Below are 12,812 nucleotides of genomic sequence, written 5' to 3' on the forward strand. Positions count from 1 at the left end.
CGGCTCCGCCCCGTGCGGTCCGGCCGCCGGAGCCGGGCCGTCGCCCTCGCGATACAGGTGTCCCCTTTGGGGTGAATTCCGGTTGCCCGTACGCCGATACCGGGGGTGGCCGGTGAACGGCCCTTTCCCGCACCGGGTCCTGGGCCGGCCGTGAGGCGCCGGAGGGCGGCTTCGGCGTCCGGGGTCGGCTGAGGGCCGCCGCTCGGGGAAGCGGCGGCCCTCGGCCCGTTCTGCCGTACGACGGCAGGAGTGCGAAGCGGTGCGGCTCAGAGCACGCGGACCGCACCGGACGGCGGGTCGTACGAGAGCGGCCTCTCGACGACGCCCGTGGACGGGTTCTGCGCGCCGACGAACATGCCGTCACCGACATACACCGCGACGTGGTAGGCGCTGCCCGCGCCGCCCCAGTAGAGGATGTCGCCCGGCTGCAGATTGCTCAGCGAGACCTGGGTGCCGACGGTGGACTGGTCCTGGGAGACCCGCGGCAGGCTCACGCCGACCTGCTTGAAGGCGGTCTGCACCAGGCCGGAGCAGTCCCAGGAGTTGGGGCCGGTGCTGCCGGAGACATAGGCGTCGCCGAGCTGCGCCTTGACGAAGGCGATGACCGCGGAGGCCGAACCGGTGGCCTGGGAGACGCTCGCCGTGGAGGCGCTGGTCGACGCGGACGCGGCGGTGAGCACGGCCCGCTCCGCGCTGCGCGAGGCGGCCTCGGCGGTCTTGCGCTCGGCCTCGGCCTTGCGCTTGGCCTCCGCCGCCTTCTTCTTGGCCTCCGCGAGGTTCGCCTTGGCCTGCTTCGCGGCCTGTGCGGCGGCCGCGTCGCGCTCGGCCTGCAACTGGTAGTTGGCCGCGGCCAGCTGGGTGGCCTCCGCCGACTGGGCGACCTGAGTGGACAGATCTGCCGTCAGGGTCGGCAGTTCGAGGGTCTGCTGCGCCACCGGCTCGGCGGCGTAAGCAGACGCACCGGCGACGGCCAGGGTGCTGAGCACACCGCCGGCGACTCCGGTCCGCATCGCGATCGTCGAGGCGCTGCGGGCGCGGTGCTTCCGGTGGCTGCGTATCTGAGCGGTGTGGGACATGAGTACAACCGGTATCAGGGGCTGCTCCATACCTACAAGAAACGTGTGGTGCGCCACAGTTGTTCAATCGGCGTCATGAATCCCCGGCGGGTCTTTCTTTATTGACGCCTTAACGGGCAATCCGGACAGTAATGATCAAGCCTGTGATCACGGTCTTTCATCGTTACGTCCGGATTGCGCCGCGCCTACCATCGCCGCAGGAGCGTGGCCAAGTCCGTTCGGTCGGACGCCCCGTCAGATGTGGCGCAGGTCACGGAACGGTCTCCGCGCCCCCGGCGTCCCGTGCGCGGATGCCGGCCGCCCTCGCGCGCCGCTGCGGGTGCTTCGTCCGCGCGGGAGTGATCACCCGCTCGTGAACGCGTGCACACGTCCACAGATGTCCCGTTCCGACCTCCGGCGTGTGAACGTGTCCCTCTATCAAGTGATCAACTTCGGGGCGAATTTGCGCCAGGAGCTTCTCCTTTGATAGTGCAAACCCCCTCCGACCAGCGATGACGAGGGGAAATGTCACCTCTTGGTGATCGCTCGACTGCTTCGCGTATGAAGGTCACCGCTCATCCGACTTCATGATCCTTCGATAGGTGGTGAAGATCACAAAGTAGGTGGTGACCCCCGTGTCGCAGATCACATACCGGCGGGCATAGGATGCGGGGCAGTTGGGCTTGTGACCTGCTTCACATGTTCGCGATCTTCGTCGGGACCAGTGGGGTTCGCGGGGCAGGTGGGACGGCTGCGAGTCCGGCGAACGCCAGCAGTCAGTGCCGACTGAGAGGAGCGAGGAGCGGTGAACGCGTATGCGCCCATCCTCGTACTGGGAGCCCTCGGGGCAGGCTTTGCGATCTTCTCCGTGGTCATGGCCACGCTGATCGGTCCGAAGCGGTACAACCGCGCCAAACTTGAAGCGTACGAGTGCGGCATCGAGCCGACCCCCACGCCGGCCGGCGGCGGGCGTTTCCCTATCAAGTACTACCTGACGGCGATGCTCTTCATCGTCTTCGACATCGAGATCGTCTTCCTCTACCCCTGGGCCGTCACCTTCGACGCCCTCGGGATTTTCGGGCTCGTGGAGATGCTGCTCTTCGTGCTCACCGTCTTCGTCGCGTACGCGTACGTATGGCGGCGCGGCGGCCTGGAATGGGACTGAGGGGCCTTTAGCCATGGGACTCGAAGAAAAGCTGCCGAGCGGATTCCTTCTGACCACGGTCGAGCAGGCCGCGGGCTGGGTGCGTAAGTCGTCGGTCTTCCCGGCCACCTTCGGCCTGGCCTGTTGCGCCATCGAGATGATGACCACCGGTGCCGGCCGCTACGACCTGGCGCGCTTCGGCATGGAGGTCTTCCGCGGCTCGCCCCGGCAGGCGGACCTGATGATCGTCGCGGGCCGGGTCAGCCAGAAGATGGCGCCGGTGCTCCGGCAGGTCTACGACCAGATGCCGAACCCCAAGTGGGTGATCTCCATGGGGGTCTGCGCCTCCTCGGGCGGCATGTTCAACAACTACGCGATCGTCCAGGGCGTCGATCACATCGTCCCCGTCGACATCTATCTGCCCGGCTGTCCGCCACGGCCCGAGATGCTGATGGACGCGATCCTCAAGCTCCACCACAAGATCCAGACCTCCAAGCTCGGCGTCAACGCCGAGGAGGCGGCCCGTGAGGCGGAGGAAGCGGCACTCAAGGCGCTCCCGACGATCGAGATGAAGGGGCTGCTGCGATGAGTGACGCCAAGAGCAACGGCGCGAACACACCGCGCAACGGCGCGAACGGCGCCGCGGCGAACGGGAGCGGCGCGGGCGGCGTCAACCCCGAGAAGGACCTCGGCGCCGCGAACCTCCCCGGAATGCGGGGTGACCACGGCGAGGAGATCCGCGTCCAGCGCGGCATGTTCGGCGCCACAAACGGCGGCGACACCTCCGGCTACGGCGGTCTGGTCCGCCCGGTCCGGCTGCCGGGCCCGGCCGCCCGCCCCTACGGCGGCTGGTTCGACGAGGTCGCCGACGAGCTGGAGGGGGCCCTGGAGGAACAGGGTCTCGTCCCCGAGAACGCCATCGAGAAGACGGTCGTCGACCGTGGCGAGCTGACCTTCCACATCGAACGCGAGTACCTCGTCGCCGTCGCCCAGACCCTGCGCGACGACCCGGCGCTCCGCTTCGAGCTGTGCACGGGGGTGAGCGGAGTGCACTATCCCGGCGACAAGGGCCGCGAGCTGCACGCCGTCTACCATCTGCGCTCGATCACCCACAACCGGCTGATCCGGCTGGAGGTCGGGGCCCCGGACGCCGACCCGCACGTCCCGTCGCTGGTCCCCGTCTATCCGACGAACGACTGGCACGAGCGCGAGACCTACGACTTCTTCGGGCTGATCTTCGACGGCCATCCGGCGCTGACGCGGATCATGATGCCCGACGACTGGCAGGGCCATCCGCAGCGCAAGGACTATCCCCTCGGCGGCATCCCCGTCGAGTACAAGGGCGCCCAGATCCCGGCTCCGGACCAGCGGAGGTCGTACTCATGAGCACGCACACACCCTCCGATGCCTCCGCCGCCTCCGCGCGCGAGACCACCGAGGGCACCGTCTACACGGTCACCGGCGGCGACTGGGACGAGATCGCCCAGTCCGCGGCCCGCGCCGACGACGAACGCCTCATCGTCAACATGGGTCCGCAGCACCCCTCCACCCACGGAGTGCTGAGGCTGATCCTGGAGATCGACGGGGAGACCGTCACCGAGGCCCGCTGCGGCATCGGCTATCTCCACACCGGTATCGAGAAGAACCTCGAGTACCGCACCTGGACCCAGGGCACCACGTTCGTGACGCGCATGGACTATCTGACGCCGTTCTTCAACGAGGCGGCGTACTGCCTCGCCGTCGAGAGGCTGCTCGGCATCGAGGACGAGGTCCCGGACCGCGCCACGATCATCCGGGTGCTGCTGATGGAGCTGAACCGGCTCTCCTCCCACCTGGTGTGCATCGCCACCGGAGGCATGGAGCTCGGCGCCACCACCATCATGATCTACGGCTTCCGCGACCGGGAGCTGATCCTCGACATCTACGAGCTGATCACCGGCCTGCGGATGAACCACGCGTACATCCGCCCCGGCGGACTCGCCCAGGACCTGCCGCCGGGCGCGGTGGACCAGATCCGCGAGTTCGTGAAGAAGATGCGGAAGAACCTCCCGGAGTACGACAAGCTCGCCACCGGGAACCCCATCTTCAAGGCCCGTATGCAGGACATCGGCTATCTGGACCTGGCCGGCTGCATGGCCCTGGGCGCCACCGGACCGATCCTGCGCGCCACCGGTCTGCCGCACGATCTGCGCAAGTCGCAGCCCTACTGCGACTACGAGACCTATGACTTCGACGTCCCGACCGCAGACAGCTGCGACGCCTACGGCCGTTTCCTGATCCGCCTGGAGGAGATGCGCCAGTCCCTCAGGATCGTCGAGCAGTGCCTGGACCGGCTGCAGCCGGGACCGGTCATGGTCGCCGACAAGAAGATCGCCTGGCCCGCCCAGCTCGCCCTGGGCCCGGACGGACTGGGCAACTCCCTCGACCACATCAAGAACATCATGGGCACCTCCATGGAGGCCCTGATCCACCACTTCAAGCTGGTGACCGAGGGCTTCCGCGTCCCGCCGGGACAGGCGTACACGGCGGTCGAGTCGCCCAAGGGCGAACTCGGCGTGCATGTCGTCTCCGACGGCGGCACCCGTCCCTACCGGGTCCACTTCCGCGACCCGTCCTTCACCAACCTTCAGACCATGGCGGCGATGTGCGAGGGCGGCCAGGTCGCCGACGTGATCGTCGCCGTGGCGTCCATCGACCCCGTGATGGGAGGCGTCGACCGGTGACCACCAGTTCTTCGGAGCACGGCGTCAGCCTGGGCATGCCCCGACTGCCCGCGCCCGACTACCCGGACGACGTCCGCGCCCGGCTGGAGCAGGACGCGCGCCAGATCATCGACCGCTACCCGGACGCGCGCTCCGCTCTGCTGCCCCTGCTGCACCTGGTGCAGTCGGAGGAGGGCCATGTCACACGCACCGGGATGCAGTTCTGCGCGGACGTACTGGAGCTGACCACGGCCGAGGTCACCGCCGTCGCGACCTTCTACACCATGTACCGGCGGGGCCCCTCCGGCGACTACCAGGTGGGTGTGTGCACCAACACCCTGTGCGCGGTGATGGGCGGAGACGCGATCTTCGCCGCCCTCCAGGAGCACCTGGGCGTCGCCAACGGCGGGACCACCGACGACGGCAAGGTCACCCTGGAGCACATCGAGTGCAACGCGGCCTGCGACTACGCACCGGTCGTGATGGTCAACTGGGAGTTCTTCGACAACCAGACCCCCGAGAGCGCCCTGCGCCTCGTGGACGACCTGCGCGCGGGACGGCAGGCCGCACCCACCCGCGGCGCCCCTCTGTGCACCTTCAAGGAGACGGCCCGGATGCTGGCCGGCTTCCCCGACGAACGGGACGGAGCCGTGGAGGCGACCGGCGGCGCGGGACCCGCCTCGCTGGTCGGGCTGCGGCTGGCCAGGGGAGAGTCGCCCGCCGCGCGCGTGGTGCATCCACGGGCCGGCGGACCGCAGGACGAACCGCGGGACGCGGCGCTGCACGAGCCGTCACCCGCCGAGCACCTGAGCTCGCACGACGCGCCACAGGACACATCGGCCTCCGACCCTGCCCATCCGGCGGGTCCCGTCACGGAAGAGGAGGGGGAGTGATGACGGTGACCACCGAGGACGGGGGGACCGCCCGCTCGGGCCACTTCGCGGACGGCGGAGACAGCAGCCCCGAGAAGCTGCTCGCACCCGTCCTGTCCGCCTTCTGGGACGAGGAGAAGTCCTGGACCCTGGACGCCTACCGGCGGCACGAGGGGTACGAGGGGCTCCGCAAGGCGCTGGCCATGTCGCCGGACGACGTGATCGCCTACGTCAAGGAGTCCGGACTGCGCGGACGCGGCGGCGCGGGCTTCCCCACGGGCATGAAATGGCAGTTCATCCCCCAGGGAGACGGCAAGCCGCACTATCTCGTTGTCAACGCCGACGAATCGGAGCCCGGGACCTGCAAGGACATCCCGCTCCTCTTCGCGAACCCGCACAGCCTCATCGAGGGCATCGTCATCGCGTGCTACGCCATCAGGTCGTCGCATGCCTTCATCTATCTGCGGGGCGAGGTCGTCCCCGTGCTGCGGCGGCTGCACTCGGCGGTGCGTGAGGCATACGCGGCGGGCTACCTCGGCGAGAACATCCTGGGCAGCGGACTCGACCTCGAACTCACCGTGCACGCGGGCGCGGGCGCGTACATCTGCGGCGAGGAGACCGCACTGCTCGACTCGCTCGAAGGCCGCCGTGGCCAGCCGCGGCTGCGTCCCCCCTTCCCTGCGGTCGCGGGCCTCTATGCGTGCCCGACTGTGGTGAACAACGTCGAATCCATCGCATCGGTTCCCGCCATCATGAACCGGGGCAAGGACTGGTTCCGTTCGATGGGCAGCGAGAAGTCGCCCGGCTTCACGCTCTACTCGCTCAGCGGCCATGTCGCCAACCCCGGCCAGTACGAGGCACCGCTCGGCATCACGCTCCGCCAGCTGCTCGACATGAGCGGCGGCATGCGGTCCGGCCACCGCCTCAAGTTCTGGACCCCGGGCGGCTCCTCGACGCCGATGTTCACCGAGGAACACCTCGACGTCCCGCTCGACTACGAGGGCGTGGGCGCCGCCGGTTCCATGCTCGGCACCAAGGCCCTGCAGTGCTTCGACGAGACCACCTGCGTGGTCCGCGCCGTCACCCGCTGGACCGAGTTCTACGCCCACGAGTCCTGCGGAAAGTGCACGCCCTGCCGTGAAGGGACGTACTGGCTCGTGCAGTTGATGCGCGACATCGAGGCCGGCAAGGGAAAGATGTCCGACCTCGACAAGCTCAACGACATCGCCGACAACATCAACGGCAAGGCCTTCTGCGCCCTCGGCGACGGTGCCGCCTCGCCCATCTTCTCCTCCCTCAAGTACTTCCGCGCGGAGTACGAGGAGCACATCACGGGCCGGGGATGCCCCTTCGACCCGGCCAAGTCCACGGCCTGGGCGGACAAGCCCGCGGAGGTGAACGCATGACCGTGACGACCAACGCTCCCACCGGGGGCGGTGCCGCGGCGGTCCCGCCGGAGGACCTCGTCACGCTGACGATCGACGGCATCGAGATCAGCGTGCCCAAGGGCACCCTGGTGATCCGCGCCGCCGAGCAGCTCGGCATCGAGATCCCCCGCTTCTGCGACCACCCCCTGCTCGACCCGGCCGGCGCCTGCCGCCAGTGCATCGTGGAGGTCGAGGGGCAGCGCAAGCCCATGGCCTCCTGCACGATCACCTGCACCGACGGGATGGTCGTGAGGACCCAGCTCACCTCGCCCGTCGCCGAGAAGGCCCAGAAGGGTGTGATGGAGCTGCTGCTCATCAACCACCCGCTGGACTGCCCGGTCTGCGACAAGGGCGGCGAGTGCCCGCTGCAGAACCAGGCCATGTCGCACGGCAACGCCGACTCCCGCTTCGAGGGGAGGAAGCGCACCTACGAGAAGCCCGTCGCGATCTCCAGCCAGGTGCTGCTCGACCGCGAGCGGTGCGTGCTGTGCGCCCGCTGCACCCGGTTCTCCAACCAGATCGCGGGCGACCCGATGATCGAGATGGTGGAACGGGGCGCGCTCCAGCAGATCGGCACCGGCGAGGGCGACCCGTTCGAGTCGTACTTCTCCGGGAACACCATCCAGATCTGCCCCGTCGGCGCGCTCACCTCGGCGGCGTACCGCTTCCGCTCCCGCCCCTTCGACCTGATCTCCTCGCCGTCCGTGTGCGAGCACTGCTCCGGCGGCTGCGCGACCCGCACGGACCACCGGCGCGGCAAGGTCATGCGGCGGCTCGCGGCCAACGACCCCGAGGTCAACGAGGAGTGGATCTGCGACAAGGGGCGGTTCGGATTCCGGTACGCACAGCAGAAGGACCGCCTCGAGACACCACTGGTGCGGGGCGAGTCCGGTGAACTGGAGCCGGCGTCCTGGCCGGAGGCGCTGGACGCCGCCGCCCGGGGCCTGAGCGCCGCGCGGGGCCGGGCGGGTGTGCTGACCGGCGGCCGGCTCACCGTCGAGGACGCCTACGCGTACAGCAAGTTCGCCCGGGTGGCCCTGGACACCAACGACATCGACTTCCGTGCGCGGGTGCACAGCGGCGAGGAGGCCGACTTCCTGGCCGCCCGAGTCGCCGGACGCGGCCGCGACCTCGACGGCAGCGGTGTCACCTACACCTCCCTGGAGAAGGCACCGGCCGTCCTGCTCGTCGGGTTCGAGTCCGAGGAGGAGGCCCCCGGCGTCTTTCTGCGGCTGCGCAAGGCCTGGCGGACGCACGGACAGCGGGTGTTCTCGATCGCCACCCATGCCACCCGGGGCCTGGAGAAGGCCGACGGCACCCTGCTGCCCGCCGCGCCCGGCACCGAGACCGAGTGGCTGGACGCGCTGGCCGGAAAGGTCGGCCTGGAGGAGGACGGCGTCAAGGCCGCCGAGGCGCTGCGCACCGAGGGCGCCGTGATCGTCGTCGGCGAACGCCTCGCCGGGGTGGCGGGCGCCCTCACCGCCGTGGTCCGCACCGCGGCCGCCACCGGTGCCGCCCTGGTGTGGATCCCGCGCCGGGCCGGGGAGCGCGGCGCGGTCGAAGTGGGGGCGCTGCCCTCGCTGCTGCCGGGCGGACGTCCGGCCACCGACCCGCGCGCACGGCAGGAGGTCGCCGCTGCCTGGGGCGTCGCCGAACTCCCGCACCGCTACGGACGGGACACGGCGGCCATCGTGGAGGCCGCGGCCGGCGGCGAACTGCGGGCCCTGCTGATCGCCGGCGTCGAGGCCGCCGACCTGCCCGACCCGGCGCGCGCCCGGGAGGCGTTCTCCGAGGTGGACTTCCTGGTCTCGCTCGAACTGCGCCCCGGAGACATCACCGAGCACGCGGACGTGGTGCTTCCGGTCGCGGCGGTCGCCGAGAAGGCCGGCACCTTCCTCAACTGGGAGGGCCGCGCCCGCTTCTTCGAGGCCGCGCTCAAGCCGGACCAGATGACCCGCAGGACCGCGCCCACCGACGCCCGGGTGCTCCAGATGCTCGCCGACGCCATGGACGTCCATCTGGGACTGCCCGACCTGCGCACCGTGCGCGGCGAGCTGGACCGGCTCGGCGCCTGGACCGGACCGCGCGCCGACAACCCGCTGGAGATCGGCGCACAGCTGCCCCGCCCGGCCGCCGGAGAGGCCGTGCTCGCCGGCCACCGGCTGCTGCTGGACCGGGGCCGCCTCCAGGAGGGCGACGACGCGCTGGCCGGCACCCGGCACGCGGCACATGCTCGGCTGTCCGCGGCCACCGCCGCCGAGGCGGGCGTCGAGGACGGCGGCCTGCTGGCGGTGACCGGCCCCGCCGGAACCACCGAACTCCCGCTCCAGATCACCGAGATGCCCGACCGTGTGGTCTGGCTCCCGATGAACTCCGCGGGCGGCGGTGTGCTCTCCGACACCGGGGCGCTGCCCGGCACCCTTGTCCGCATCGCCCCGGCGACGCCCGCCGACGCCCCCCAGGAGGTGGAGGCATGAGCCCGTACCTCGCCGCTGAAGATCTCTCCATGTTCGGCCACGACCCCTGGTGGCTGGTCGTCATCAAGGCGGTGTTCTGCTTCGCCTTCCTGATGGTGACCGTGCTGTTCTCCATCGTGTGGGAGCGCAAGGTCGTCGCCTGGATGCAGCTGCGCATCGGCCCCAACCGGCACGGCCCCTGGGGCATGCTCCAGTCGCTCGCCGACGGCGTGAAGCTGATGCTCAAGGAGGACCTCGTCGTCAAGCGCGCGGACAAGGTGGTCTATGTCCTCGCGCCGATCGTCGCGGCCATCCCGGCCTTCATGGCGATCGCGGTGATCCCCTTCGGACCCTCCGGCAACGAGATCTCGATCTTCGGCCACCGCACCGCGATGCAGCTCACCGACCTGCCGATCGCGATGCTCTACATCCTCGCGGTCGCCTCGGTCGGCATCTACGGCATCGTCCTGGCGGGCTGGAGCTCCGGATCCACCTATCCGCTGCTCGGCGGTCTGCGCTCCTGTGCGCAGATGATCTCCTACGAGATCGCCATGGGGGCCGCCTTCGCCTCCGTGTTCCTCTACTCGGGGTCGATGTCCACATCGAAGATCGTCGAACAGCAGCACGACCGCTGGTTCATCCTGCTGCTCCCGGTCTCGTTCATCATCTACATCGTCACGATGGTCGGCGAGACCAACCGCGCCCCCTTCGACATGCCGGAGTCCGAGGGCGACCTGGTCGGCGGCTTCAACACCGAGTACTCGTCGATCAAGTTCGCGATGTTCATGCTCGCCGAGTACGTCAACATGGTGACCGTCTCGGCCGTGTCGGCCACCCTCTTCCTGGGCGGCTGGCGGGCACCCTGGCCGATCAGCACCTTCTGGGCGGGCGCGAACCACGGCTGGTGGCCGCTTCTCTGGTTCGTCGTCAAGGTCCAGCTGCTGCTGTTCTTCTTCATCTGGCTGCGCGGCACGCTCCCTCGCGTCCGCTACGACCAGCTGATGAAGCTCGGCTGGAAGGTCCTCATCCCGGTCTCCGTGGTGTGGCTGATGCTCGTCGCCACGGTGCGGGCGCTGCGCAACGAGAACTACGGCTTCGGTGACATCGCCCTGCCCGTGGCGGGCGGCGTGCTCACGCTGCTGGTGCTGTCGTTCGTCGTCGACATGTTCCGCGAGCGGGCGAAGGAGGCCGAGGCCCCGGCCGAGGAGCCCGCCTTCGACTCGATGGCGGGCGGCTTCCCCGTACCGCCGCTGCCGGGACAGGAGCTGCCGCCGGTGCCCCGGCGCCGCCCGCGGCGCGGGGGAGAGCGGGAGCTGATTGTCAGTGGCGGGCCGGACACTGTCAGTGACGGCATTTCGGATGGAAAGGAGGCGTCCGATGGCTGAGGAGCCCAAGGACACCGCACCCGGTTTCCAGAACCCCGTGGCCGGCTTCGGCGTGACCTTCAAGGCCATGTTCAAGAAGCGGCTGACCGAGCAGTACCCGGAGCAGAAGAAGACCACGGCTCCGCGGTTCCACGGTCGGCACCAGCTCAACCGCCATCCGGACGGCCTGGAGAAGTGCGTCGGCTGTGAGCTGTGCGCCTGGGCCTGCCCCGCCGACGCGATCTATGTCGAGGGCGCGGACAACACGGACGAGGAGCGTTACTCGCCCGGCGAGCGGTACGGGCGGGTGTACCAGATCAACTACGCCCGCTGCATTCTGTGCGGCCTCTGCATCGAGGCGTGCCCCACCCGCGCGCTGACGATGACCAATGAGTTCGAGCTGGCGGACTCCAGCCGCGCCAACCTCATCTACACCAAGGAGCAGCTGCTCGCCGGCCTCGAAGAGGGCATGGTCGACACCCCCCACGCCATCTACCCGGGGACGGACGAGCAGGACTACTACCGGGGCCTGGTGACGGAGGCCGCGCCCGGCACGGAGCGCCAGGTCGCCGTCTCCAAGGGGGAGCAGCCCGCGTCGGCCGCCTCCTCGGGCGCCTCGGGGGAGCAGGGGGCCGACGCATGAGCCCGCAACTCGCCGCCTATGCCACCTCCACCGGTGAGGCCTTCCAGTTCTGGGTCCTCGGCACCGTGGCGGTGATCGGCGCCCTGTGCACCGTCTTCATGAAGAAGGCCGTGCACAGTGCGCTCAGCCTGGCCGGCACCATGATCGTGCTGGCGGTGTTCTATCTGGCCAACGGTGCCTACTTCCTGGGCATCGTGCAGATCGTCGTCTACACCGGCGCGATCATGATGCTGTTCCTGTTCGTGGTGATGCTCGTCGGCGTCACCGCGGCGGACTCCCTGAAGGAGACCATCAAGGGACAGCGCTGGCTGGCCCTGCTGTGCGGGCTCGGCTTCGGCATCCTGCTGTTCTCAGGCGTGGCCCATGCGTCCCTGAAGGACTTCAACGGCCTCGGCCGGGCGAACGCGAACGGCAATGTGGAGGGCCTGGCGGCCCTCATCTTCACCAAGTACGTGTTCGCCTTCGAAATCACCGGCGCTCTGCTGATCACGGCCGCGGTCGGCGCCATGGTGCTCACCCACCGCGAGCGCACCGAGCGCGCCAGGACCCAGCGCGAGCTGGCCGAACTGCGCGTACGGGAGGGCAAGCACCTCCCGCCGCTGCCGGCCCCCGGCGTCTACGCCCGGCACAACGCGGTGGACATCGCCGGTCTTCTGCCGGACGGTACCCCGTCCGAGCTGACCGTCAACCGGACGCTGCGGGACCGCGGCCAGATCCGTGATGTGTCCGACGAGGCGCTCAGCGATCTGAAGGCCCTGGAACAGCGCGCCGAGGAACGCCTGGAGCGCACCGAGGACGAGGGCCCGGCGCTCAAGAGGACCGAGGAGGCGTCGAAGTGAACCCGGTCAACTATCTGTATCTCGCCGCCCTGTTGTTCACCATCGGCGCCACCGGCGTGCTGATCCGGCGGAACGCGATCGTGCTGTTCATGTGCATCGAGCTGATGCTCAACGCATGCAACCTCGCCTTCGTCACCTTCTCCCGGATGCACGGCAATCTCGACGGCCAGATCTTCGCCTTCTTCACCATGGTCGTCGCCGCCGCGGAGGTCGTGGTGGGCCTCGCGATCATCGTGTCGCTGTTCCGTACCCGCCACTCGGCCTCGGTCGACGACGCCAGCCTGATGAAGCTGTGAGGGGTCGCTGAATC

General features: G+C 69.2%; 12 protein-coding genes. 11 read left to right on the top strand and 1 reads right to left on the bottom strand.

Going from position 1 to position 12,812, the window contains the following annotated elements:
* Positions 1-266 precede the first annotated feature (266 nt).
* The gene (locus tag CP978_RS19575) at positions 267-1,076 is read right to left on the bottom strand and encodes a C40 family peptidase (RefSeq protein ID WP_043449006.1); all 810 of its coding nucleotides are present in this window, start codon (positions 1,074-1,076) and stop codon (positions 267-269) included.
* Positions 1,077-1,860: 784 nt separating this feature from the next.
* Here CP978_RS19575 and CP978_RS19580 point away from each other — a divergent pair.
* The 11 genes from CP978_RS19580 to nuoK are packed head-to-tail and all read left to right on the top strand — an operon-like array spanning position 1,861 to position 12,798.
* Positions 1,861-2,220, top strand: coding sequence for an NADH-quinone oxidoreductase subunit A (locus CP978_RS19580; RefSeq protein ID WP_003992243.1), 360 nt, complete (start codon positions 1,861-1,863; stop codon positions 2,218-2,220).
* A gap of 13 nt (positions 2,221-2,233) precedes the next feature.
* Positions 2,234-2,788, top strand: a complete 555-nt coding sequence (locus CP978_RS19585) for a NuoB/complex I 20 kDa subunit family protein (protein WP_043442859.1) — start codon at positions 2,234-2,236, stop codon at positions 2,786-2,788.
* Positions 2,785-3,585, top strand: coding sequence for an NADH-quinone oxidoreductase subunit C (locus CP978_RS19590; RefSeq protein ID WP_043442861.1), 801 nt, complete (start codon positions 2,785-2,787; stop codon positions 3,583-3,585). The genes CP978_RS19585 and CP978_RS19590 overlap by 4 nt, the downstream gene beginning before the upstream one ends.
* On the top strand, positions 3,582-4,922 hold the full coding sequence (locus CP978_RS19595) for an NADH-quinone oxidoreductase subunit D (RefSeq protein ID WP_043442863.1): 1,341 nt from the start codon (positions 3,582-3,584) through the stop codon (positions 4,920-4,922). The genes CP978_RS19590 and CP978_RS19595 overlap by 4 nt, the downstream gene beginning before the upstream one ends.
* On the top strand, positions 4,919-5,794 hold the full coding sequence (gene nuoE, locus CP978_RS19600; protein WP_043442865.1) for an NADH-quinone oxidoreductase subunit NuoE: 876 nt from the start codon (positions 4,919-4,921) through the stop codon (positions 5,792-5,794). Before CP978_RS19595 ends, nuoE begins: the two co-directional genes overlap by 4 nt.
* Entirely contained in the window at positions 5,794-7,179 is a 1,386-nt protein-coding gene (nuoF, locus tag CP978_RS19605) for an NADH-quinone oxidoreductase subunit NuoF (protein WP_043442867.1), read from the top strand. The genes nuoE and nuoF overlap by 1 nt, the downstream gene beginning before the upstream one ends.
* Positions 7,176-9,677 (top strand): NADH-quinone oxidoreductase subunit G, encoded by a 2,502-nt coding sequence (locus CP978_RS19610; RefSeq protein WP_043442870.1) that lies wholly within the window; start codon positions 7,176-7,178, stop codon positions 9,675-9,677. Before nuoF ends, CP978_RS19610 begins: the two co-directional genes overlap by 4 nt.
* Entirely contained in the window at positions 9,674-11,041 is a 1,368-nt protein-coding gene (gene nuoH / locus CP978_RS19615) for an NADH-quinone oxidoreductase subunit NuoH (RefSeq protein ID WP_043442873.1), read from the top strand. Before CP978_RS19610 ends, nuoH begins: the two co-directional genes overlap by 4 nt.
* Positions 11,034-11,663, top strand: a complete 630-nt coding sequence (gene nuoI / locus CP978_RS19620) for an NADH-quinone oxidoreductase subunit NuoI (protein WP_043442876.1) — start codon at positions 11,034-11,036, stop codon at positions 11,661-11,663. Before nuoH ends, nuoI begins: the two co-directional genes overlap by 8 nt.
* A complete protein-coding gene (locus tag CP978_RS19625) occupies positions 11,660-12,502 on the top strand; it encodes an NADH-quinone oxidoreductase subunit J (protein WP_043442878.1) in 843 nt (280 codons plus the stop codon). Before nuoI ends, CP978_RS19625 begins: the two co-directional genes overlap by 4 nt.
* Positions 12,499-12,798, top strand: coding sequence for an NADH-quinone oxidoreductase subunit NuoK (gene nuoK / locus CP978_RS19630; RefSeq protein ID WP_043442880.1), 300 nt, complete (start codon positions 12,499-12,501; stop codon positions 12,796-12,798). Before CP978_RS19625 ends, nuoK begins: the two co-directional genes overlap by 4 nt.
* Positions 12,799-12,812 lie beyond the last annotated feature (14 nt).

Source organism: Streptomyces nodosus (assembly GCF_008704995.1).
Lineage (GTDB): Bacteria > Actinomycetota > Actinomycetes > Streptomycetales > Streptomycetaceae > Streptomyces > Streptomyces nodosus.